General features: G+C 52.2%; 30 protein-coding genes. 16 read left to right on the top strand and 14 right to left on the bottom strand.

What is annotated here, in order from left to right; all coding sequences use genetic code 11:
• Positions 1-138: 138 nt before the first annotated feature.
• The 7 genes from ispC to lpxA all read left to right on the top strand — a co-directional run bounded on the left by ispC (position 139) and on the right by lpxA (position 8,620).
• Positions 139-1,323 (top strand): 1-deoxy-D-xylulose-5-phosphate reductoisomerase, encoded by a 1,185-nt coding sequence (ispC, locus tag HMPREF2907_RS10900; protein ID WP_070682695.1) that lies wholly within the window; start codon positions 139-141, stop codon positions 1,321-1,323.
• Between the two features lie 210 nt (positions 1,324-1,533).
• Complete coding sequence (rseP, locus tag HMPREF2907_RS10895) at positions 1,534-2,874, top strand: RIP metalloprotease RseP (protein ID WP_070682694.1); 1,341 nt, start codon at positions 1,534-1,536, stop codon at positions 2,872-2,874.
• Positions 2,875-2,878: 4 nt separating this feature from the next.
• The gene (gene bamA, locus HMPREF2907_RS10890; protein WP_070682693.1) at positions 2,879-5,278 is read left to right on the top strand and encodes an outer membrane protein assembly factor BamA; all 2,400 of its coding nucleotides are present in this window, start codon (positions 2,879-2,881) and stop codon (positions 5,276-5,278) included.
• 162 nt (positions 5,279-5,440) lie between these two features.
• Positions 5,441-5,944 (top strand): OmpH/Skp family outer membrane protein, encoded by a 504-nt coding sequence (locus HMPREF2907_RS10885; RefSeq protein WP_372338583.1) that lies wholly within the window; start codon positions 5,441-5,443, stop codon positions 5,942-5,944.
• A gap of 196 nt (positions 5,945-6,140) precedes the next feature.
• Positions 6,141-7,184, top strand: coding sequence for a UDP-3-O-(3-hydroxymyristoyl)glucosamine N-acyltransferase (gene lpxD / locus HMPREF2907_RS10880; protein WP_070682692.1), 1,044 nt, complete (start codon positions 6,141-6,143; stop codon positions 7,182-7,184).
• A gap of 123 nt (positions 7,185-7,307) precedes the next feature.
• Positions 7,308-7,757 carry a 3-hydroxyacyl-ACP dehydratase FabZ gene (fabZ, locus tag HMPREF2907_RS10875; protein ID WP_003741990.1) on the top strand — a complete coding sequence of 150 codons (450 nt, stop codon included), beginning with the start codon at positions 7,308-7,310 and terminating at the stop codon, positions 7,755-7,757.
• Between the two features lie 86 nt (positions 7,758-7,843).
• On the top strand, positions 7,844-8,620 hold the full coding sequence (gene lpxA, locus HMPREF2907_RS10870) for an acyl-ACP--UDP-N-acetylglucosamine O-acyltransferase (RefSeq protein WP_039404531.1): 777 nt from the start codon (positions 7,844-7,846) through the stop codon (positions 8,618-8,620).
• Positions 8,621-8,782: 162 nt separating this feature from the next.
• Here the strand turns inward: lpxA and HMPREF2907_RS13030 are convergent, their stop codons facing one another.
• Positions 8,783-8,923 (bottom strand): hypothetical protein, encoded by a 141-nt coding sequence (locus HMPREF2907_RS13030; RefSeq protein ID WP_168165215.1) that lies wholly within the window; start codon positions 8,921-8,923, stop codon positions 8,783-8,785.
• Between HMPREF2907_RS13030 and pdxA the strand changes: the two genes are divergently transcribed.
• Positions 8,922-9,932, top strand: a complete 1,011-nt coding sequence (gene pdxA, locus HMPREF2907_RS10865; protein WP_070682691.1) for a 4-hydroxythreonine-4-phosphate dehydrogenase PdxA — start codon at positions 8,922-8,924, stop codon at positions 9,930-9,932. The two genes, HMPREF2907_RS13030 and pdxA, sit on opposite strands and share 2 nt — an antisense overlap.
• A gap of 76 nt (positions 9,933-10,008) precedes the next feature.
• Here the strand turns inward: pdxA and HMPREF2907_RS10860 are convergent, their stop codons facing one another.
• Positions 10,009-10,683 carry a YdcF family protein gene (locus tag HMPREF2907_RS10860; protein WP_070682690.1) on the bottom strand — a complete coding sequence of 225 codons (675 nt, stop codon included), beginning with the start codon at positions 10,681-10,683 and terminating at the stop codon, positions 10,009-10,011.
• A 22-nt stretch (positions 10,684-10,705) separates the two neighbouring features.
• Entirely contained in the window at positions 10,706-11,065 is a 360-nt protein-coding gene (arsC, locus tag HMPREF2907_RS10855; protein ID WP_070682689.1) for an arsenate reductase (glutaredoxin), read from the bottom strand.
• A gap of 188 nt (positions 11,066-11,253) precedes the next feature.
• Here arsC and HMPREF2907_RS10850 point away from each other — a divergent pair, with 188 nt between their 5' ends.
• The 3 genes from HMPREF2907_RS10850 (at position 11,254) to ftsX (ending at position 13,634) form a co-directional block, all read left to right on the top strand.
• Positions 11,254-11,736, top strand: coding sequence for a TlpA disulfide reductase family protein (locus tag HMPREF2907_RS10850; RefSeq protein ID WP_070682688.1), 483 nt, complete (start codon positions 11,254-11,256; stop codon positions 11,734-11,736).
• A gap of 333 nt (positions 11,737-12,069) precedes the next feature.
• A complete protein-coding gene (ftsE, locus tag HMPREF2907_RS10845; RefSeq protein ID WP_003765335.1) occupies positions 12,070-12,720 on the top strand; it encodes a cell division ATP-binding protein FtsE in 651 nt (216 codons plus the stop codon).
• A complete protein-coding gene (gene ftsX / locus HMPREF2907_RS10840; protein WP_070682687.1) occupies positions 12,717-13,634 on the top strand; it encodes a permease-like cell division protein FtsX in 918 nt (305 codons plus the stop codon). The genes ftsE and ftsX overlap by 4 nt, the downstream gene beginning before the upstream one ends.
• Before the next feature lie 136 nt (positions 13,635-13,770).
• Here the strand turns inward: ftsX and HMPREF2907_RS10835 are convergent, their stop codons facing one another.
• The 9 genes from HMPREF2907_RS10835 to HMPREF2907_RS10800 all read right to left on the bottom strand — a co-directional run bounded on the left by HMPREF2907_RS10835 (position 13,771) and on the right by HMPREF2907_RS10800 (position 18,436).
• Positions 13,771-14,766, bottom strand: a complete 996-nt coding sequence (locus HMPREF2907_RS10835) for a tyrosine-type recombinase/integrase (RefSeq protein WP_141754449.1) — start codon at positions 14,764-14,766, stop codon at positions 13,771-13,773.
• A complete protein-coding gene (locus HMPREF2907_RS12250) occupies positions 14,649-14,975 on the bottom strand; it encodes a helix-turn-helix domain-containing protein (RefSeq protein WP_003740981.1) in 327 nt (108 codons plus the stop codon). The genes HMPREF2907_RS10835 and HMPREF2907_RS12250 overlap by 118 nt, the downstream gene beginning before the upstream one ends.
• Positions 14,972-15,238: a hypothetical protein gene (locus HMPREF2907_RS10830; protein ID WP_003740979.1), complete on the bottom strand. Its 267-nt coding sequence runs from the start codon at positions 15,236-15,238 to the stop codon at positions 14,972-14,974. Before HMPREF2907_RS10830 ends, HMPREF2907_RS12250 begins: the two co-directional genes overlap by 4 nt.
• Positions 15,239-15,247: 9 nt before the next feature.
• Complete coding sequence (locus HMPREF2907_RS10825) at positions 15,248-15,724, bottom strand: hypothetical protein (protein ID WP_083310738.1); 477 nt, start codon at positions 15,722-15,724, stop codon at positions 15,248-15,250.
• Entirely contained in the window at positions 15,708-16,541 is an 834-nt protein-coding gene (locus tag HMPREF2907_RS10820; RefSeq protein WP_083310737.1) for a P-loop NTPase family protein, read from the bottom strand. Before HMPREF2907_RS10820 ends, HMPREF2907_RS10825 begins: the two co-directional genes overlap by 17 nt.
• 144 nt (positions 16,542-16,685) lie before the next feature.
• The gene (locus HMPREF2907_RS10815) at positions 16,686-17,213 is read right to left on the bottom strand and encodes a TrbM/KikA/MpfK family conjugal transfer protein (protein WP_070682741.1); all 528 of its coding nucleotides are present in this window, start codon (positions 17,211-17,213) and stop codon (positions 16,686-16,688) included.
• A gap of 110 nt (positions 17,214-17,323) precedes the next feature.
• Positions 17,324-17,518 (bottom strand): hypothetical protein, encoded by a 195-nt coding sequence (locus tag HMPREF2907_RS10810; protein WP_049222870.1) that lies wholly within the window; start codon positions 17,516-17,518, stop codon positions 17,324-17,326.
• A 362-nt stretch (positions 17,519-17,880) separates the two neighbouring features.
• Positions 17,881-18,153 carry a type II toxin-antitoxin system RelE/ParE family toxin gene (locus HMPREF2907_RS10805; protein WP_070682684.1) on the bottom strand — a complete coding sequence of 91 codons (273 nt, stop codon included), beginning with the start codon at positions 18,151-18,153 and terminating at the stop codon, positions 17,881-17,883.
• The gene (locus HMPREF2907_RS10800) at positions 18,143-18,436 is read right to left on the bottom strand and encodes a hypothetical protein (protein WP_318259124.1); all 294 of its coding nucleotides are present in this window, start codon (positions 18,434-18,436) and stop codon (positions 18,143-18,145) included. Before HMPREF2907_RS10800 ends, HMPREF2907_RS10805 begins: the two co-directional genes overlap by 11 nt.
• Before the next feature lie 682 nt (positions 18,437-19,118).
• Between HMPREF2907_RS10800 and relB (HMPREF2907_RS10795) the strand changes: the two genes are divergently transcribed.
• Both relB (HMPREF2907_RS10795) and HMPREF2907_RS10790 read left to right on the top strand, forming a co-directional pair.
• Positions 19,119-19,343, top strand: a complete 225-nt coding sequence (relB, locus tag HMPREF2907_RS10795; protein ID WP_070682682.1) for a type II toxin-antitoxin system RelB family antitoxin — start codon at positions 19,119-19,121, stop codon at positions 19,341-19,343.
• Positions 19,327-19,605 (top strand): type II toxin-antitoxin system RelE family toxin, encoded by a 279-nt coding sequence (locus HMPREF2907_RS10790; RefSeq protein WP_070682681.1) that lies wholly within the window; start codon positions 19,327-19,329, stop codon positions 19,603-19,605. Before relB (HMPREF2907_RS10795) ends, HMPREF2907_RS10790 begins: the two co-directional genes overlap by 17 nt.
• Positions 19,606-19,680: 75 nt before the next feature.
• Here HMPREF2907_RS10790 and HMPREF2907_RS10785 read toward each other — a convergent pair whose 3' ends face one another.
• Positions 19,681-20,334: a helix-turn-helix domain-containing protein gene (locus HMPREF2907_RS10785; protein ID WP_070682680.1), complete on the bottom strand. Its 654-nt coding sequence runs from the start codon at positions 20,332-20,334 to the stop codon at positions 19,681-19,683.
• A 107-nt stretch (positions 20,335-20,441) separates the two neighbouring features.
• On the opposite strand from HMPREF2907_RS10785, the gene HMPREF2907_RS10780 reads away from it, so the two are divergent.
• Positions 20,442-20,627, top strand: a complete 186-nt coding sequence (locus HMPREF2907_RS10780; protein WP_070682679.1) for a Cro/CI family transcriptional regulator — start codon at positions 20,442-20,444, stop codon at positions 20,625-20,627.
• A 13-nt stretch (positions 20,628-20,640) separates the two neighbouring features.
• Positions 20,641-21,402, top strand: a complete 762-nt coding sequence (locus HMPREF2907_RS10775; RefSeq protein WP_070682678.1) for a hypothetical protein — start codon at positions 20,641-20,643, stop codon at positions 21,400-21,402.
• Between the two features lie 69 nt (positions 21,403-21,471).
• Here HMPREF2907_RS10775 and HMPREF2907_RS13355 read toward each other — a convergent pair whose 3' ends face one another.
• Complete coding sequence (locus HMPREF2907_RS13355) at positions 21,472-21,627, bottom strand: hypothetical protein (RefSeq protein ID WP_210388605.1); 156 nt, start codon at positions 21,625-21,627, stop codon at positions 21,472-21,474.
• Between the two features lie 260 nt (positions 21,628-21,887).
• Between HMPREF2907_RS13355 and relB (HMPREF2907_RS10770) the strand changes: the two genes are divergently transcribed.
• Positions 21,888-22,121: a type II toxin-antitoxin system RelB family antitoxin gene (gene relB / locus HMPREF2907_RS10770; protein WP_070682677.1), complete on the top strand. Its 234-nt coding sequence runs from the start codon at positions 21,888-21,890 to the stop codon at positions 22,119-22,121.
• Positions 22,122-22,141 lie beyond the last annotated feature (20 nt).

Here is a 22,141-nt window from a genome sequence, read left to right as displayed (position 1 = left end):
ACTGGTTTAAAGTTAATCCACTATAAAAATCGTTGGAACACATCAAACACAATATCGAATAAGCGTTTTCAGACGACCTTTCCGACCTCAAGCCAAAAGGTCGTCTGGAATCCGAAAGCAGTACATAAAGAACACACCATGACACCACAAGTCCTGACCATATTAGGCAGTACCGGCAGCATAGGCGAAAGCACGCTGGACGTTGTTTCCCGCCACCCCGAAAAATTCCGCGTATTCGCGCTGGCGGGGCATAAGCAGGTTGAGAAACTGGCGGCTCAATGCCGGACGTTCCGCCCCGAATATGCCGTCGTTGCCGATGCGGAACACGCCGCCCGGCTTGAAGCCCTGTTGAAACGCGACGGCGCGGCGACGCAGGTTTTACACGGCGCGCAGGCATTGGTTGACGTTGCGTCTGCCGACGAAGTCAGCGGTGTCATGTGCGCCATTGTCGGAGCGGCGGGCCTGCCTTCCGCGCTGGCGGCGGCGCAAAAAGGCAAAACCATTTATCTGGCGAACAAAGAGACGCTGGTGGTTTCCGGCGCGTTGTTTATGGAAACCGCCCGCGCAAACGGCGCGGCAGTGTTGCCCATCGACAGCGAACACAACGCCATTTTCCAAGTTTTGCCGCGCGATTACACAGGTCGTCTGAACGAACACGGCATCCGTTCGATTATCCTGACCGCTTCCGGCGGCCCGTTTCTGACGGCCGATTTAGGCACGTTCGACAACATTACGCCCGCGCAAGCAGTCAAACACCCCAATTGGAGCATGGGTCGCAAAATCTCCATCGATTCCGCCACCATGATGAACAAAGGTTTGGAGCTGATTGAAGCGCATTGGCTGTTCAACTGCCCGCCTGATAAACTCGAAGTCGTCATCCATCCGCAATCCGTGATACACAGCATGGTGCGCTACCGCGACGGCTCCGTGCTGGCGCAACTGGGCAATCCCGATATGCGTACGCCCATCGCTTATTGTTTGGGCTTGCCGGAACGTATTGATTCGGGTGTCGGCGACCTGGATTTCGACGCATTGTCTGCGTTGACCTTCCAAAAGCCCGACTTTGACCGCTTCCCCTGCCTGAAGCTCGCCTATGAAGCCATGAACGCGGGCGGAGCCGCGCCCTGCGTATTGAACGCCGCCAACGAAGCCGCGGTCGCCGCCTTTTTAGACGGACAGATTAAGTTTACCGACATTGCCAAAACCGTCGCCCATTGTCTTGCACAAGACTTTTCAGACGACCTCGGCAATATCGAAAACCTGCTGGCGCAAGACGCCGTTACCCGCAGACAGGCGCAGGAATTTATCGCCGCATTGGGATAAACCGTGCCGCAACGATAAAAAATGACAGGTCGTCTGAAAACCCGCCCATCCGTCATGTGTGGCGGACAAAACGGCAGACTGACTTTATAATCGGCAAAATAACGCCAATAATATTTTCTACACATTGCGAATGCTTTCAGACGACCCTTGCCTTCATACGTCGTCTGAAACATCGACAACGTCAACCCATACCCAACCAGAGAGATTCTTTTGCAAACCCTTCTAGCTTTTATTTTCGCCATCCTGATTTTGGTCAGCCTGCACGAGTTCGGACACTATATCGTCGCCAGATTGTGCGGCGTCAAAGTCGTCCGCTTTTCCGTCGGCTTCGGCAAACCATTTTTCAGCAGAAAGCGCAGCGATACCGAATGGTGTTTGGCACCCATCCCATTGGGTGGTTACGTCAAAATGGTCGATACGCGCGAGGGGGAAGTGGCGCAGGCAGACCTGCCTTACGCCTTTGACAAACAGCATCCCGCCAAACGCATCGCCATCGTCGCCGCAGGCCCGCTGACTAATCTCGCGCTGGCGGTTCTGCTTTACGGCTTGAGTTTTTCCTTCGGCGTTACCGAAATCCGCCCTTATGTCGGCATGGTCGAGCAAAATACCATTGCCGCCAAAGCCGGTTTTCAGCCCGGAGACAAAATTATTTCGGTTAACGGCGTTAACGTCGGCGAGTGGGAAAAAGCCCAGCAAGAAATCGTGTTGAACATCGAGTCAGGCAAGGTAAATGTTGCCGTTCAGACGAGCTCGGGGCAAAAAACCATGCGGATTATCGATGCCGCCGGCACGCCCGAAGCAGGTAAAATTGCGAAAAACCAAGGCTATATCGGGTTGTCGCCTTTTAAAATCACCACCCGTGTCGGCAAAATGGAAGAAAACAGCCCGGCTGAAAAAGCCGGTTTGAAAAAAGGTGACAAGCTGATCAGCGCCGACGGACAAGACATCGAGTCTTGGCAGCAATGGGTGGAAATCGTACGCCAAAGCCCGGGCAAGAAAATCGAATTGATTTATGAGCGCGACGGTAAAACTTTTCAGACGACCATCCGCCCCGACAGTATCCAGCAACCCGACAGAACGCTGGTCGGCAGGGTAGGCTTCGGTCCTCAGGGCGACGAAGCGTGGGCAAAAGAAATCAAGCGCGAATATAAGCCGTCTGTCGCAGAAGCATTTGCGATGGGCTGGGACAAAACCGTCAACAACGCATGGATGACGGTAAAATTCTTCGGAAAACTGATTACGGGCAATGCCTCCCTGAACCATATTTCAGGTCCGCTGACCATTGCCGACGTCGCCGGAAAAACGGCACAGCTGGGATTTCAAAGCTATTTGGAATTCCTCGCTTTGGTCAGCATTAGTTTAGGCGTGTTGAACTTGTTGCCCATCCCCGTATTGGACGGCGGGCATTTGGTGTTCTACACTGCCGAATGGATACGCGGAAAGCCCTTGAGCGAGCGCATACAGGCAATCGGCCTGCGCCTCGGACTGGCTGCCATGCTCTTAATGATGGCACTGGCTTTCTTTAATGACATCAACCGTTTGTTTGGATAATTTTATGAAATTGAAACAGATTGCTTCTGCTTTGATGGTATTGGGCATGTCGCCTTTGGCGTTTGCCGACTTCACCATTCAAGACATCCGCGTCGAAGGTTTGCAGCGCACCGAGCCGAGTACGGTCTTCAACTACCTGCCCGTCAAAGTCGGCGACCAATTCAGCGACGCACGCAGCGAAGAAATCATCAAAACTCTGTATGCGACCGGTTTTTTTGACGATGTCCGCGTAGAGACCATGGGCAATCAGGTCTTGCTGACCGTTATCGAACGCCCGACCATCAGCACGCTGAACATCACCGGCGCGAAAATGCTGCAAAACGATGTGATTAAGAAAAACCTTGAATCCTTCGGTTTGGCGCAATCCCAATACTTCAATCCGGCCACGCTGAGCCAGTCTGTCGCCAGCCTGAAGGAAGAATACAAAAGCCGCGGCAAGCAGTCGGTCCAAATCACGCCGACCGTCACCAAACTCGCGCGTAACCGCGTTTCCATCGACATCGCCATCGATGAGGGTAAAACCACCAAGATTACCGACATCGAATTTGAAGGCAACAAAGTCTATTCCGACCGCAAGCTCATGAAACAAATGTCTTTGAGCGAAGGCGGCATGTGGACTTGGCTGACCAAGAGCAACCAGTTTAACGAGCAGAAATTCTCGCAAGACATGGAGCGCGTCAGCGAGTTCTACCAAAACAACGGCTATTTCAATTTCCGCATTCTGGATACCGACATCCAGACCAACGAAGACAAAACCAAGCAAACCATCAAAATCACGGTTGACGAGGGCGAACGCTTCCGTTGGGGCGACGTGCGCATAGAAGGCGACACCCGCGAAGTGCCGAAAGAAGAGCTGCAAAAACTGCTGACTATGAAAAAGGGCAAATGGTACGAACGCGCCCAAATGGTCAAATCGCTCGAAGCCATCCAAAACCGCATGGGTACGGCAGGCTACGCGTTCAGCGAAGTCAACGTTCAGCCAGTGCCCAATGCCGAGACCCAAACTGTCGATTTCGTCCTGAATGTCGAACCCGGCCGCAAAATCTATGTGAACGAAATCAATATCACCGGCAACAACAAAACCCGTGACGAAGTCGTGCGCCGCGAATTGCGTCAGATGGAATCCGCGCCTTACGACACTTCCAAGCTGCAACGTTCCAAAGAGCGCGTCGAGCTGCTGGGCTACTTCGACAACGTACAATTCGATGCCGTGCCGGTTGCCAATACGCCCGACCAAGTCGATTTGAACATGAGCGTGAACGAGCGTTCTACTGGTTCGCTGGATATGAGTGCGGGCTGGGTTCAGGATACCGGCTTGGTCATGTCTGTGGGCGTTTCCCAAGACAACCTGTTCGGTACGGGTAAATCCGTTTCCCTGCGCGCCTCACGCAGTAAAACCACGCTGAACGGCTCGCTGTCGTTTACCGATCCGTATTTCACACCCGACGGCGTGAGCCTCGGTTACGATATTTACGGCAAGTCTTACGACCCGCGTAAAGCCTCTTCCAGCGCGAAACAATATAAAACCACCACCGCAGGCGCGGGCGTGCGCATGGGCATCCCCGTTACCGAATACGACCGCGTCAATTTGGGTCTGGCGGCGGAACACCTGACCGTGAATACCTACAAAGGCGCGCCTAAACGTTATGCCGACTTTATCAACCAATATGGTAAAGGCACGGACGGCGTGGGCAGCTTCAAAGGCTGGCTGTACAAAGGTACGATCGGCTGGGGACGCAATAAAACCGACAGCGCATTGTGGCCGACCCGCGGTTACATGACCGGCATCAACGGTGAAATCGCCCTGCCGGGCAGCGACCTGCAATACTACACGCTGACCCACAACCAAACTTGGTTCTTCCCGCTGACCAAAGACTTCACCCTGATGCTCGGCGGCGAAGTCGGCGTCGGCAACGGTTACGGCAAAACCAAAACCATGCCGTTCTTTGAAAACTTCTACGGCGGTGGCTTAGGCTCCGTACGCGGTTACGAGAGCGGTACGCTGGGTCCGAAAGTCTATGACGAATACGGCGAGAAAATCAGCTACGGCGGCAACAAAAAAGCCAACGTTTCCGCCGAGTTGCTGTTCCCGATGCCGGGCATCAAAGACTCCCGCTCCGTCCGTCTGAGTCTGTTTGCCGACGCGGGCAGCGTATGGGACGGTAAAACTTATAACGACAGCAGCAGCAATACCTACTACACCAACAATGCCGCTCAAAACCCATACGGCTTAGGCAAGACCCACAAATCGACCTTCAAGGAAGAGTTGCGCTACTCCGCCGGTGCGGCAGTAACCTGGCTCTCGCCGCTGGGTCCGATGAAGTTCAGCTACGCCTACCCGATCAAGAAAAAAGACAGCGACGAAATCCAACGCTTCCAGTTCCAATTGGGTACCACATTCTGACGTAGGCAGAACAAGGTCGTCTGAAAACCGAAATCCCTATGCAGATAAACATTTTCAGACGACCTGAAGGAAAAGGGGCAGGGCGTTCTGCCTCTTTTTAAAAACAAACCGTCATCCCGCTGATGGGCGGGATACAAAATCAAGGAAATCCAGATGAACATCATTGCCAACGCCTTCCGCCTCGGCGGCGCGGCTTTATTGGGCTTCGGGTTGATGAACCAAGCTGCGGCGGCGGAAGCCGTACAGAAAATCGGCTTTATCAATACCGAGCGCGTTTATCTTGAGTCCAAGCAGGCGCAACGCATTCAGACGACCTTGGAAAAAGAATTCCGCAGCCGTCAGGACGCTTTGCAGAAATTGCAGCAAGAAGGTGAAAAGCTCGAAAAATCCCTGTCCGAAGGCAAATTGCAGGGCAAAGAGCGTGAAGCTGCGGCAAAACGCTGGGGCGAGCTGGTTCAGCAGTTCCGCAAGAAACAGGCGGAGCTGGCAGAAGACTACAACCTGCGCCGCAACGAAGAATTTGCCGCCCTTCAGCAAAACGCCAACCGCATCATCGTCGATCTTGCCAAACGCGAAGGCTACGATGTGATTTTGCAAGACGTGATTTACGTCAACGCGCGTTACGACATTACCGACAGCGTGATTAAAGCCCTGAATACACGTTAATCGGAAGGCTGAACGAGATACAGCAAACCTGTTTTCAGACGACCTCTTTCAAGCGAAGGGTCGTCTGAAAATCCAATAAACGATATAATTACTTGTCTTATCACTCCTGCCGGCATACGTTTTAAGCAAACCGTTCTGTCCGACTGCTCCCGCCGTCCTTTTTCAGACGACCTCATCCCAAAGCTTACGAAACATCATGACTTCAAAAACCTACACCTTGTCCCAAATCACAGCGCAGCTTGGCGGCGAATGGCGCGGCAAGGACATTTCCGTCGCCGCCGTGCGCCCGCTCGCAGACGCACAGGCGGAACACATCAGCTTCCTCGCCAATCCGAAATACAAAGCCGAAGTCCACGACAGCAGCGCGGGCGCGGTCATCGTTTCTGCCAAAGCAGTGGACGAATTTGAAGGGCGCAACCTGATTGTCGCCGACGATCCCTATCTCTATTTCGCCAAAGTCGCCCGCCTGTTTTCGCCCATCGTCAAAGCGCGCGGCGGCATCCATCCGACCGCCGTCGTCGAGGAAAGTGCGACCGTTCCTGCAAGCTGCGAAATCGGCGCAAACGCCTACATCGGCGCGAACACCGTGCTTGGTGAAGGCTGCCGCATCTTGGCAAACGCCGTTGTCCAACACGATTGCAAACTGGGCGACGAAGTCGTCCTGCATCCCAACGCCGTCGTTTATTACGGCTGCACACTGGGCAACCGCGTTGAAATCCACAGCGGCGCAGTCATCGGCGCGGACGGATTCGGACTCGCCTTCGCCGGCGATTCATGGTTTAAAATCCCGCAAACCGGCGCCGTAATGCTGGGCGACGACGTAGAAATCGGCTCGAACACCAACATCGACCGCGGCGCAATGAGCGACACCACCGTCGGCAACGGCACCAAAATCGACAACCAAGTCCAAATCGGACACAACTGCAAAATCGGTTCGCACACCGTCATCGCCGCCAAAACCGGCATCTCAGGCAGCGTTACCATCGGCAGCTACTGCATCATCGGCGGCGGCGTCGGTACGGTCGGACACATCGAAATTGCCGACAAAACCACCATCGGCGGCGGCACGTCCGTGACCCACAGCATTACCGAAAGCGGCAAACACCTCGCCGGCATCTTCCCGATGTCCACCCATAAAGAATGGGCGCGCAACGCCGTTTACATCCACCGCTTAAGCGAAATGAACAAACGCCTCAAAACATTGGAAAACCGTCTGAGCGACAGCGAAAAAGACGAATAACCCCACAATCGGTTTACATGGCGGATGCGCTTTAAATCCAACAAAGCGGCAAAGCCTGCCGTTTTAAAGCCCCCGCGATGAAACCGCCCAGCCAACCCCGAAATACCAAGGAATACGACGAACATGGACGTACAACTCCCCATCGAAGCCAAAGACATCCAAAAACTCATTCCCCACCGCTACCCGTTTTTGCAACTCGACCGCATCACCGCCTTCGAGTCCATGAAAACCCTGACCGCGATTAAAAACGTCACCATGAACGAGCCGCAGTTCCAAGGCCATTTCCCCGACCTGCCCGTCATGCCCGGCGTACTCATCATCGAAGCCATGGCGCAAGCCTGCGGCACACTCGCCATCCTCAGCGAAGGCGGCCGCAAAGAAAACGAATTCTTCTTCTTCGCCGGCATAGACGAAGCCCGCTTCAAACGCCAAGTCATCCCCGGCGACCAGCTTGTTTTCGAAGTCGAGCTGCTGACCAACAAACGCGGCATCGGCAAATTCAGCGCCGTCGCCAAAGTGGACGGACAAGTCGCCGTCGAAGCCATCATCATGTGTGCCAAACGCGTGGTTTGAGTGTTCAGAAAAAGGTCGTCTGAAAGTTTTCAGACGACCTGTTGCCGTCGCGCATCCTCGCGGCAACACGACAGGAAAGGAAAAACATGACCCTCATCCACCCGACCGCCGTCATTGACCCCAAAGCCGAACTTGACTCCAGTGTCAAAGTCGGCGCGTACACCGTCATCGGTCCCAATGTCCAAATCGGCGCGAACACCGAAATCGGCCCGCATACCGTCATCAACGGCCACACCACCATCGGCGAAAACAACCGTATTTTCCAATTTGCCAGCCTCGGCGAAATCCCGCAGGACAAAAAATACCGCGACGAGCCGACCAAGCTGATTATCGGCAACGGCAACACCATCCGCGAATTCACCACCTTCAACCTCGGCACGGTAACCGGCATCGGCGAAACCCGCGTCGGCGACGACAACTGGATTATGGCGTATTGCCACCTCGCGCACGACTGCGTCATCGGCAACCACACCATCTTCGCCAACAACGCCTCACTCGCCGGACACGTTACCATCGGCGACTACGTCGTCTTGGGCGGCTACACGCTGGTGTTCCAGTTCTGCCAAATCGGCGACTACGCCATGACCGCCTTCGCCGCAGGCGTACACAAAGACGTACCGCCATACTTCATGGCGGCAGGCTACCGCGCCGAACCCGCAGGCATCAACAGCGAAGGCATGCGCCGCAACGGCTTCACCGCCGAGCAGATCGCCGCCGTCAAAGATGTGTATAAAACCATCTACCACCGCGGCATCCCGTTTGAAGAAGCCAAAGCCGATATCCTCCGCCGAGCCGAAACGCAAGCCGAGTTGGCGGTGTTTAAAGACTTCTTCGCCCAATCCACGCGCGGGATTATCCGTTGAAGACAAAATCTGCCTGAAGGTCGTCTGAAAAATGTGGCAGGGTTGACCTTTCAGGCAGCCTTCAATTTTGCTGGAACTGATGGGTCGGATTTTTGAATCCGGCCTTTTTGTAGCGGATTACAATAGGGTTGCCCCACTCGTTTTTTGATACGGACTCTGCCGTCATTCCCGCGCGTGGGTATGACGGGATGGCGCGGTCTTATTGGAATCCGCCCTACATTGCAAAGATGAAAACAAAGGTCGTCTGAAATCCCCATCAACCACTTTCAGACGACCTTTATCCAGATTAAGGAATCGCATCATGTCCCTTCCCGTATTGGCAGTTACCTCCGGCGAGCCTGCCGGTATCGGCCCCGATATTTGTTTGGATTTGGCGTTTGCCGAGTTGCCGTGCCGCCCCGTCGTTTTGGGCGACAAAGAACTATTGGCGCAGCGGGCGGAGATGTTGGGCAAAAACGTTGTCTTGAGAGATTTTGTCCCTAGTGATGCCGATAAAGCCCCGTTGTGCCATGGGGAATTGGAAGTTTTGCATATTCCGCTTGCCGCGCCTTGCGAAGCCGGCACGCTCAATCCCGCCAATGCGCGTTATGTCTTGCAACTGCTGGACACGGCATATCAAGGCATTACCGAAGGCATATTCGACGGCATGGTAACCGCGCCGCTGCATAAAGGCATCATTAACGATGCAGGTGCGGGTGGCGGATTCTTCAGCGGACATACCGAATACCTCGCCGAAAAAAGTCAGACGGAACAAGTTGTCATGATGTTGGCAGGCGGCGGGCTGCGCGTCGCTTTGGTTACGACCCATCTGCCGCTGCGCGCGGTTGCCGATGCCGTAACACAGCCGCTCGTCGAGTCTGTCGTCCGTATTTTGAACGCCGATTTGCGAGACAAATTCGGCATTGCCCAACCGCATATCCTGGTTACCGGATTGAATCCGCACGCGGGCGAGGGCGGACATTTGGGACACGAAGAAGCCGACATCATCATCCCTGCGCTGGCCCGCCTCAAAAGCGAAGGCATACACGCCAGCGGCCCATATCCCGCAGACACGGTGTTTCAGCCGTTTTTGCTGAAAGATGCCGATGCCGTTTTGGCGATGTATCACGATCAAGGTCTGCCGACGTTGAAATATGCCGGTTTCGGGCAAGGCGTCAACATTACGCTCGGACTGCCGTTTATCCGTACCTCCGTTGACCACGGTACCGCGCTGGATTTGGCGGGAACAGGCAAAGCCGCCTCCGGCAGCCTGATTGAAGCTGTCCGCACCGCTTTGGAAATGGCGGCAGAAATTCGCAAAAAACAGCGTTAAACAAGACGGGATGCCGTTAAAAAGGCCGTCTGAAACCCGATTCCGTTTCAGACGGCCTTTTTCAATTTCTTCCGGACTATGTCTCTTCTTTCCTTTGCCGAACGGTCAGCCAGTCCCAAAAGTTTTCGCTCCATTTGCCGATGCGGTAGAGGAAGAGGGCGTAGCTTTCTTGAAGCAGGAATTTGTTTTTTTCCTTGCTTTGGTCGAACCGCGTGGTCGGCGTGGCGGAGATGTAGGCTTCGATGTCGAGGTCGGAGGCGATTTCGAGGGCGCGGGCGAGGTGGTAGGGGTCGCTGACGATGATGATGCTTCCGATGCCTTCGGCGCGCAGTATCGGGCGGATGTTACGGATGTTTTCGTAGGTGTTGCGCGAGGTGTTTTCAAAGAGGATGTTGTGCGCGGGTATGCCTTGTTTGAGGGCGTAGCGCCGACCGACTTCGGCTTCGGTCATGTAGCCTTTTTTGGGTGTTCCGCCGGTAAAAACGATTTTTTCAACACGGTGGCTTTGGTAGAGGGTGATGGCGTGGTTGATGCGTTCGCGGAAGATGGGCGAGGGCCGTTTGTCCCACGCGGCGGCGCCGAGCACGAGGGCGGCATCGGCGCGGACATGACGCGGCAGAGGCTGCGAGCCGGTGTGGTACACCTGCCATGCGCCCTCGCCGAATATGCCGAGTACCAACAGGATACTCAGGCCTATGCCGCGAAAGAGGTAGTAGCGCAAGCCGTTGCGGCTGCGGAACAGGGAAATCATGTAGGGACGGCCTTCCCGCGCTTTAATCCAGCAGGGCTTCGATGTTTTCGAGCGGTCTGCCGATGGCGGCTTTGTCCTGTGTGGTCAGGATAGGGCGTTCGAGTAGGGCAGGGTGGGCGGAGATGGCTTCGAGCAGGGCTTGGTTGTCGAGGTCGGGCTTGTCCAAACCGAGTTCTTTGTACAAGTCGTCTTTGACGCGCATCATGCCGCGTACGGACGCCAAGCCCAGCTTGGCGAAAATGTCTTTCAGTGTCGCCAAGTCGGGCGGGGTGTCGAGGTATTTGACGACTTCGGCTTTGATGCCGCGCGCTTCGAGCAGGTCGAAAGCGGCGCGTGATTTGCTGCAACGCGGATTGTGGTAGAGCGTGAATTCAGATGACATAGGGTTCTCCAATGTTTTTAGATTTTGCTGATGGGCTTTATTATCGGCTGCCTTGGCAATTTCCTCAACTTATCACCCAATAATCGTCATTTTTTACCGCTAAAATCCAACATCTTCATTTTCTCCATAGACAGCACGCTGAAAGGGGTTACAATGCCATCATCTGATTGATGCAAAGGATGGAACTTATGAAAAAATTATTGCTTGCCTCTGTTTTGACGACTGCCGCCCTGTCTGCCCCTGCGTTTGCCGCCGACCCGCTGGCGGGCTGGAACGACAACAAACCGCAAAGCCTGCAATCGCTCAAAGCCCCCGTGCGCGTGGTGAACCTGTGGGCGACTTGGTGCGGCCCGTGCCGTAAGGAAATGCCCGCCATGTCCGCTTGGTACAAAGCGCAGAAAAAAGGCAGCGTTGATATGGTCGGCATTGCGTTGGATACTTCCGACAACATCGGCAAATTCCTGAAACAAACCCCTGTCAGCTATCATGTTTGGCGTTATACCGGCGCGGACAGCCGCAATTTCATGAAGTCTTACGGCAACAACGTCGGCGTATTGCCGTTCACCGTCGTCGAAGCCCCGAAATGCGGCTACAAACAAACCATCACCGGCGAAGTCAACGAAAAAAGCCTGACCGCCGCCGTCAATGCGGCTAAAGAAAAATGTAAATAAGTCGGGCTGAAACCGATGTGGAAGGTCGTCTGAAAAAGGATACGGCGGATTTGATTGAAACGCCGAAATCCTTTTCAGACGACTTTTCGACATGTGGATAAGTATTTAGGCATTTTGCAAACGCGACAATCACACTTGTAATATTGTGTTGTAAAGCCGTCAGTCCGACGCTTTGCCTACCGCCGTCCATATCTGAGCAAACTATCAAAAAAACGCCGAAATCTTTATAATTCGGCACATATCCTATTTTTCAGACGACCTGTCTCCGATAGCGCATCCTTTTGTGGATTAACTGTGGATAAGTTTGTCCTGACCCCTTTCCAGGAATACCTTATGATCCGTTTCGAACAAGTTTCCAAAACCTATCCCGGCGGTTTTGAAGCCCTGAAAAACGTCAGCTTCCAAATCAAAAAAGGCGAAATGATATTTATCGCCGGCCATTCCGGCTCCGGCAAGTCCACCATCCTCAAGCTGATTTCCGGTATTACCAAGCCCAGCAAAGGCAAAGTATGGTTCAATAACCAAGACTTGGGCGAATTGAGCGACAACCAAATCGGCTTCATGCGCCAACATATCGGCATCGTGTTCCAAGACCACAAAATCCTCTATGACCGTAACGTCCTGCAAAACGTCATCCTGCCGCTGCGGATTATCGGTTATCAGCCGCGCAAAGCCGAAGAACGCGCCCGCATCGCCATTGAAAAAGTCGGCTTGAAAGGCCGCGAATTGGACGATCCCGTAACCCTCTCAGGCGGCGAACAGCAACGCTTGTGTATCGCCCGCGCCGTCGTCCACCAGCCCAGCCTCCTGATTGCCGACGAACCCTCCGCCAACCTCGACCGCGCCTACGCGCTCGACATCATGGAATTGTTCAAAACCTTCCACGAAGCAGGAACCACCGTCATCGTCGCCGCCCATGACGAAACCCTCATGGCAGACTACGGCCACCGCATCCTGCGCCTCTCGAAAGGACGACTCGCATGAGCATCATTCACTACGTCTCGCTGCACGTCGAATCCGCGCGCACTGCGCTCAAACAGCTCCTGCGCCAACCCGTCGGCACGCTGCTCACCCTCCTGATGCTCGCCGTCGCCATGACTCTGCCGCTTTTCATGTATTTGGGCATTCAAAGCGGGCAAAGCGTTTTAGGCAAGCTCAACGAGTCGCCGCAAATCACCCTCTATATGGAAACCGATGCGTCCAAAGCCGATAGTGATACCGTCCGCAACCTGTTGGAACGTGATGCCCGCCTCAACAAAATCCGTTTCATCAGCAAGCAGGAAGGCTTGGAAGAGCTGCAATCCAACCTCGATCAAAACCTCGTTTCCATGCTCGACGGCAACCCCTTGCCCGACGCATTTATTGTAACGCCCGATCCCGCTACACCGCCCGCACAAATGCAGGCGATTTATCAGGATATAGTCAAGCTGCCCATGGTTGAATCCGCCACCATGGACACCGAATGGGTGCAAACGCTGTATCAGATCAACGAGTTCATCCGCAAAATTTTATGGTTTCTTTCACTGACGCTGGGTATGGCGTTCGTCTTGGTTGCGCACAACACCATCCGTCTGCAAATCCTCAGCCGCAAAGAAGAAATCGAAATCACCAAGCTGCTCGGTGCGCCCGCATCGTTCATCCGCCGCCCCTTCCTCTATCAAGCCATGTGGCAGAGTATCTTCTCCGCCGCCGTCAGCTTGGGGCTGTGCGGTTGGCTGCTCTCCGCCGTGCGCCCGTTGGTGGATGCCATCTTCAAACCCTACGGGCTCAACATCGGCTGGCGTTTCTTCTATTTCAGCGAAGTTTCGCTGGTGTTCGGCTTCGTCATCGCCCTAGGCGTCTTCGGCGCATGGCTTGCCACCACGCAGCATCTGCTGGGCTTTAGGGCTAAGAAATAAAATCATTGGATTGAAGTAAAGGCAAAAGGTCGTCTGAAACCTTGTTTTAGGGTTTCAGACGACCTTTTTATAATTTATGCCAAATTGTTTTTATTTTTCAATAAAAACATCATGTTAAAATGATTGAAATCTGCTTCTAATTGAGCTGTGTCCATTTTGTGTCAAGCAGGCTGTTCAGTAGTCCTGCGTGCCGGTGGAGATGCTCGGGTGCGAGGTGGGCATATCTTTGCACCATGTCGAAGTCAGACCAGCCTCCCATTTCTTTCAGGGCATATAGGGAGACGCCGTTTTGCACCAGCCAGCTCGCCCATGTGTGGCGCAGATCGTGCCAGCGGAAGTTTTCGATTCCGGCATCCTGCAGGGCTTTTTTCCACGGTTTTTTTACGTCTTTGACCGGTTTGCAGCGGTTGTTTGTAAAGACGTACTCGGGATGCTTTCCACGCTGTTTCAGCAAAACGGCGACGGCGGCATCGTTTAGGACTACGCCTAGGGCGCGGCCTGATTTGGTTTCGTCGTGATGAAACCATGCGACTTTGCGTTTGAGGTCGATTTGCTGCCATTTGAGGCCGAATACGTTGGATTTTCTCAATCCGGTATTCAGGCTGAACACAACCATCGCGGCGATGTAGTCGGGTAATGCGGCTATCAGCCTTTCGGCCTCTTGCGGTGTCAGCCAGCGGATGCGTTTTTTTGCTTCCTGATAGCGCGGCAGTTTGGGCGCGCCGTCCAAATACTCCCAGTCTTTGGCGGCTTTGTTCAGTAGTGCCTGTACAAAGGCCAAATATCGGTTTTTGGTGGCGTTGCTGCCTTCGAGTTTGGCGATTTCTGCCATGATGACCGTTTTGGTCATGTGGTGCAAATACAGCCCTCTGAATGCGGTCAGCCTGCGGATTTTGGTTTCGTCGTGCACAAGGCTTTTTTTGCCTTGTTTTTCGTCGAGCCAGCGCAGACAGGCTTCGTCCCACAGGACTTTGGGTTTGTCGCCCAAATGCTGCTGCCGCCACAAATCGTGTTTCAGTTTGTCATGGTACTCTTGGGCTTCGGTTTGGCATGCCGTGCCAGTCGAGCGTCTAATGCGTTTGCCGCTTGGCGAGACGACATCCACATACCATGTGTTGTTTCTTTTATAGATTGGCATTTTTCTTCACTCCTACTTTCGAGTGATGCCTGCACGGCATCATTTTCAAGGCCGTTGAGAAACACGTCAAGCGCGGCCTGGGTGATGCAGTAGCGGCGGCCGGGCTTGGATGCGTTCAGACGGCCGTCGCGGATATGCTCCCTGATGGTTTCGGGGTGGCATTTGCAATACGCGGCGGCTTCTTCTACGTTGTAGGTTTTCATGGCGCTGCTCCGGTTACGGTTTCGTACACCGCGAATGCGGCGTTTTGCAGATATTCCGACAGTCGGGCTACGGCCAAATGGCGTTTGGCCTTGGGTTCGAGTATCAGAAATTCTTTGGCCGAGACGTAAAAAAACAGGCAGTAGTATCTGCCTGTCTGCGTCTCGATGGGGATGAGCCGGTAATGCGGGTAGCTGTTATCGGGTGCGACAAAAGAGGGGTTGACCCGAACAGGCCGTACTATCGGCTTGGCTTCTGTCAGCATTGCTGCGTCCTATCCTGTTTTGCTTACGGTAAAAACCAGCCACACCACCGACACGGCCAACACGGATAGGGCTGCCAGCGTTGCCGCCAGCAGGATTTTCAGACGGCCTTCCAGCCGCGCGTTGGCTTTGTCGATGTCCTGCGCCACGCGGCGCGAGGTCGAGGCGTAAATTTTCGGCTCGATCTCTTCGATATGGCGGTCGGCCTGCCGCACGAAGTCGGCCAAAATCTGCTCGCGGTAGCGTTCCAACTGCGCGGCGGCGGCCGTGATTTTGCGTTCGTGCGCGGCCAGTTGCTTGAGAAACTCCAGCCGCTGCTCTGCCTGCTGCCCGGCGAATCCGGCAAAGGCCGTCTGAAACATCTGCCGCTGCATCAGCAATACCGCCATCACGGGATCGTCGCGGGTCAGGCACGTGCCGGTCAGGCGGAATACTTCGGCGATCACGGCATCCGCGTCATCGGCAGGCGTGTCAGTTTTCATGTCCATCAGCCTGCTCCGGTTTATCGGCCTGCTCCGACTCATCAGCCTGCTGCTCGTTTCGCGCTTTTTCTGTGGCTAAAAACGGGATTTTGTCCAACTGCTCATACAAATCTTTCTGCACGGTTTTGATGCGCTGGCGCGGCATGATGCCCAATTCTTTCGATTCCACCGCTTGGGTCAGGCTCATGTTTTGGCTGGTAATGGCGCGGATGTCCGCACCGAAGGTGTCGGGATTACGTTGCGGCAGGGTTACGATGCCGATGATGTCGTCTTTGTGTGATTCATATACGGCAAATTCGGTAAACGTCTTACGTTTGTTTTCTACAATTTTTTCAATCTTGCCTTGGAACTCATTCAGCCACACTACCACCTTGGCAGAAACGCCGTTTAAGGTCTGGTTCAAACCGGTCATGCAGTCGTCCAAAGCCTGCCCGCCTGTTACCGGCACATGCACCACCAACCGCACGCCGTTTTCAGCCAGCAACTCAGGTACTTGGTTTTCGCTCAAATACGCCATCAGCGGTACAAACGTCGCCGCGCCGTTGTCCACAATGCCGATGCCTTTTTCATTAATCAGCTTTTCAATCAGGCCGTCAAAAAAACGCGAATCGATATTGTTGGTCTCGGTCAAAATCTCGACAACTGTAGGCTTAAATGCGTTGTATCTGGCAAAAGTCTGATTAACCGGATCGGTGTCAAAGTAATGCAGCTTCGCCCCTGCGGCCAACTTTGCCTTTGCAGCAAAATAATCCGCCAAAAAAGCGGCTGTCAGCGATTTGCCGACCCCGCCTTTGCCTTGGACAATAATATGAGCTTCTTTCATGGCATAAACCTTTCTGTTATCCATCGTTTTTACAAAAAGAAACCTGCTCGCAAACAGGCTTTCGTTTGTAAAAAAGGCAGCCCGCAGGCTGCCGTCAAGCTGCTTAAACACTTATGCCGAATGTGAAAGCAGGAGGAGAAACCCTTAACGCCTGTCCACCCAGCGGCCGCCGTTTTTCTCGTCGCCGACGTACTCCACGCTCTCATCGGCCGTTGTCCACTCATGGTTGAAATACGCCTTGCAGTAAGACGGCTTTTGCGGCCGGATATACGTTTTAGGCACGAGCGGGCAGGAATCGGTGTCAAAGCGGCCGCGTCCGTAGCGCGGACATTGCCGCTCCATAACCGTATAGCGCATCACGCGGTTTAACTCCCGCGCATCGCAGCGGCCTGCGCCGTTGACCAGCGCGTCCACCAGTTGCGGCATACCCTGCTCGCGCGAAGACGGGCACAGGTTTAAAAAATCACGCCGCGCCCGCAAAGTTTTATGCGGCTTCTTATGGCGGATACTGAAATAACGGCGGATAGACTCGTTGCACTCGCCCGACCGGTGCGCCGACGACAGGCACAAAACAGCCTCGCAGGCCAGCTTCGCATCGCCCGTCAAAAGGTCGTCTGCGTAAACAGGAAAAGCGGCAGACAGAGCCGCCACCAAAAACAAAACTTTTTTCATACCCACTCCCAACGGATATTGCATTTAAAAACAAAAAAACGGATAATAAACGCACCTCTACGGATGATTACCCGTCCGAGAAAAGCCCGCTTTCGCAAGAAGCGGGTTTTTCATTGCCATACCACCGTCTGCACGGCAAACTTCCCGTCGTTGCGGATGATATTCGCACACAACTTCTTATCCTGCCGCAGCATCTTGTCGATGCAGGCAGAGGCTTCCTGAATGGAAGAAAAAGTCTCGATCAAACGGATTTTTCCGCGCTTGCTGCCTTTGCTGCGGTTGGGTCGGCTAAATTTTGCAAACATGATTAGCTCCTTTTAAAAGGTTGGTTGGAAAATTTTGATGTAAAAAGGCCGTCTGAAACGCTTCAGACGGCCTTTTCTCGAAGCAGGCTTGAAAACCTGCCAACCGTGCTGTTCCCGGCAGTCAAACCATGCCAACGGCTACAGATTCAAATAAAAGCAGGTTGGCAGCCCGCTTCTCCGATTTTTCCAAGGCTGACGCTACTGTTCGTTGATTCACGTCCAAAGTGCTTGTTCAAAACATCACACACGCTACGGTATCGGCAACCGCCCGCCGTTTGGCTCAAGTACACGGGGACTTGCCGCCCTGCGGCGGAAAGAAAGGCCGTCTGAAATGTTCAGACGGCCTTTTAAATATTAATCTGCTATGGGTATCTCTGCCGCGTGTGTTTCACACCCAAAATCAACACCCTGTTATCCGCTATTTCATAAATAACAAAATAGTTTCTATTGATAACCAATTCCCTTGTATCGGCAACCTTTCCGTATCTTCCTGCCAGCGGCATTTTTTCCAACAATCCGATCGCATTGCGTATCAGGTCATCCGTTTCCAAAGCCGCAATCGGATTTTCCTCAAAAATATAATTGACGATACTTTCCGCCTCATTCAAGGCTTTTTCCGACCATTCAACGCGCATTTTTCAATTTTTCCAACAAACGCGCACGGTTTGCATCTAAACGGTTTGTAGCTTCCTCGTTGCTGATGACGGGAGCGCGACGGGCTTGGGCAATTTCATTTTCAAGCCATTTGCTGTAAGTATCCGCCTCGCTTTCGCTGTCAAACTCATAAACCAGCGGATCAAGTTTTATTACAGTGTTCATATCCGTCTCCAAATCTGTTGCACCATCGCATAGATTATACCATTGAATAAAATAAGAAACTCTAAAATAATCAATGTCAAAAGCAAATCCAAAAGACAATAGCCTTACCATTTGATATAATCAACAAGATTATAGTTAAATCCGCACACCCAAACTGAAACCCGCTTCTTGCACAAACGGGCTTGGATTTAGATGTGTCATCTATAATTAAAGACGGCGTTTGATGCCGTCTGACAAGTAATGTCTTACCGGAATAATCCGGCAAAATCCTGCTCAAGGCAGGGCATATACAGTCACACAGTCATGTAGTTTGGCCGCTTTTCCGTAGATTACGGCCGCATCGGAGATACGCCCCGATTAAAAAAATACGTCCACCAGCAGGCTGGCCGGACGTTCATGCGCTACCCGGATGCTGTCTCTGCGTTTGTCTTTTCGGCAGATGGATGCTGCCTGCAACCGTTTGTTCGATTTACCCAAAGGCCGTCTGAAAGCGATTTCAGACGGCCTTTTCTTCCTATATCCGCTTTAAAAAAGCAGTCCTGAAGGCCGGTTGCTACGTTTCCCAACTTTTAAAGAGCAGTTCGATTTCTCGATGGGTTTAATTTTAAGATAACTTAAAAAGTTAAGCAAGCTGAAATTTAAGATTTCTGAAATTATTTTTGTATCTATTTGAATATTAAATGAAAATAACAAATATCACTTTTTCTGTGAAACTAAATTTTGACAACTTGAAATAAATTGTAGATAATCTGCTATACATGTATAGCAGAAAGGATAAACTATGTTGGCAATCCGCTTACCATCTGATGTAGAAAAGCGTTTGGCGGCGTTGGCTGCAAAGACAGGCCGTACCAAAACCTTTTACGCAAGAGAGGCAATTTTGGAATATTTGGACGATTTGGAGGATTTGTATTTAGCCGAACAGCGTTACACCGAAATTAAAACTGGCCAGAGCCGTTCCTATTTGTTAGACGAAGTGGAGAAAGATCTTGGCTTGGCAGATTGAGATTGGCGAAGATGCTGAGAAAGAACTTGGCAAAATGGATAGGCAGCATGCCCGCAGGATCGTTCGATTTTTGCGTGAGCGCGTCGCTGCTTTGGACAACCCGCGCAGTATCGGAGAGGCGTTGAAAGGTTCGGATTTGGGGGAGTTTTGGAAATACAGAGTGGGGGATTACCGCATTATTTCCAAAATTGAGGACGGTAAAATGACAGTGCTTGTTATCAGGGTGGGAAACCGCAGGGAAGTGTATAAACACAGGGATTAAAAACTGCCTACCTTTACAGGCAGGCAGAAAAATCAATTATACAGGAAGCCCCGCGAAATGCGGGGCTTTTGTTTGCTACCGTTTTCTACGATAAATCCGATGCTCAATCATAGTGCCAATCAAGTTAATATCATATCTTGATGATGAAAGCGTAGGAAAATCATCGTTCAATGGAGAGAGAGCAATATTCTCAACTTCCCCATTTAAATAACTTTCAACCTGATACTTTCTAAAAACAATGTCATTGCCAATCTTTGCAATAACAAACTCACCAGGAACCGGTTTTAACGTTGTTTCAATTACAACCATGTCGCCAGCTACAAAGTCTGGTTTCATGGAATCATCTGCAATTCGATATGCAAAAATAAATTCTGATTTTTTTACATTTGTCATGATGTACTCACTTTCATGTGATGAGATAGGTATATCGAGGACATCATGTATATTGCTTAATGATTCATCATTAAGTACAGGGATTTTATAAATATCATCATTGTTATATGGCGTAACAGAAGATTTTGCTCCCTCTCCTTTGAGCAGCCATCCCAAATCACATTTTAAGACAACAGACAGCTCATATAGGTTCTCTGCATTGGGTTTCGTTGTGTTTGACTCCCATTGAGAAATGGCAACATGAGAGACATCTTTTAATCTTTTTGCCAACTCCTGTTGCGTCCAATTAAATTCTTTTCTTTTCTGCCGAATCCGCTGGCCGATTGTTACTTCCACAAGCTTCACCTGAATTACGATACTAATTCAGCTTATCTTAGCCCATCTTGATTTAAGTTATCTTCACACTTATAATTTAAGTAGTCTTAAATTAAGAGCAAAAAATTATGCTTAAATCAGATGTCTTACAATTCTTTGGCTCAAAAACTGCCACCGCTCAGGCTTTGGGAATTAGTCCATCGGCTGTAACCCAATGGAAAGAAATCGTACCTGAAAAACAGGCTTATCGAATCGAAAAACTCTCTGATGGGGAGTTAAAAGTAAATCCTGCTTTATATCAAAAGCATGATTGAGTTATTTTAACCCATGCTCATCACCGAAATCCGCACCCACCTCAGCGAGACCTTCGACATCGTGTATCACGAGTTCGATGCGCTTTGTCGCGGCAATCTGCCCGCGTCAAGGCTGCTTGCGTATTTGTTCGGGCTGACAGAGGTGTTGGAAAACAATCCCAAATACGCCGTGCGCGAAGGCTGGATTTACAAGAGCGGCCGCAATCTTTGGGAAGACCTCGGCCTGACCCGTCGCGGCTATGAAAAGGCGCGGGATTATTTGGTGGACTTGGGCTTGGTGGCCTACAAGCGCGCGGGCGTACACGGGATTATGAACTGGCGTTTGATGAAGCAGACGCTGTTGGCCAAGGTGTACGCGCTCAAAGGGAAGGATGCGCCGGATTTTGAATCGGGCTTGCAGCAGGACGCGCAGGGCTTTCATCTGCCCAAGTGGGTGCCGCTCAAGGAGTGGACGGCTTTTGTGGCCATGCGGTTGAAGATGGGCAAGCGTTTGCTGCCGCAATCGAAAAAGAAACTGCTCGAACAGCTTGAAACGCTGCGTAATCGCGGCATCGATGTACGGCAGGTTATGGAAAAGTCCGTTGCGGCAGGCTGGGCGGGCTTTTATGTGTCGGAGCGCAATCCGCCCGCCCAAGCTCCGGCGGCAAGTGCGGCCGACACGCGGCGGGAGCTGGAAAAGCAGATGGCCGAGCGAAACCAACCGCCGCCGCCGAAATCCGACCCTGACAGCGAAGGCAGACAAGCGTTGCTGGATAACCTGAAAAAACTCAAATAACCGACCATCAAACAGGCACGGCAGCTTTGCCGTGCCTTTTTTTGCCCTAAAACGGGGCAAAAACGGCTTTCAGACGGCCTTTGGGGCGAAATCCGACCCCAAGGCCGCTTTTTTGCGCCCTCGGGATGTAGTGGCGGCTGAAAGGCCGTCTGAAAAGCGGAAAAATATCCGATAGGAATAGAAATCCGCCCAAATCAGCGCGTAAATTTTGTCTTTTAAAATCATGTCTTTGTACAAAACGTACAATGTACTTTGTGCAAAACGGGCAATGTACTTTGCCCGGAATGTGCAGTTACTCTATATATAGATAACGACAGAGATTAAAGACATTGCGCGGCCGCGCAGATGGGTTTTGATGTGATTATTTTTTAAGCAGGGGAAGATAGGGTTTGACGGGGATATGGCCGCTTGGGGAGAAATAGGAGTTATGCACGGATTTTGTGGATAAGTTTTATAATGGCGGCTTGAGACAGGAGAGAAATCGCATGAATGTGGAAGTTATACCTGAACCGATTTGCGGATGTGATGCCGAAGCCGAAAGCTATGATGCTTGGTTTCGTGCAAAAGTTGAAAAATCTATTACCGATCCCGCCCCGACAATGCCGCATAACGAGGCAATGGCCTTTGTAGATAAGGAGCTTAAGCGTAGGAATGACGAGCGTTTGGCGGAATCTATCGCACAAGCCGAACGCGGCGAGTTTGTCGAAGTTGAGTTATAGCCCTGTTGCAAATGGGTAGA

Origin of the sequence: Neisseria sp. HMSC055H02, assembly GCF_001813335.1 — a bacterium.
Classification (GTDB): domain Bacteria; phylum Pseudomonadota; class Gammaproteobacteria; order Burkholderiales; family Neisseriaceae; genus Neisseria; species Neisseria sicca_C.
This window is presented reverse-complemented; position numbering and strand designations above follow the sequence as displayed.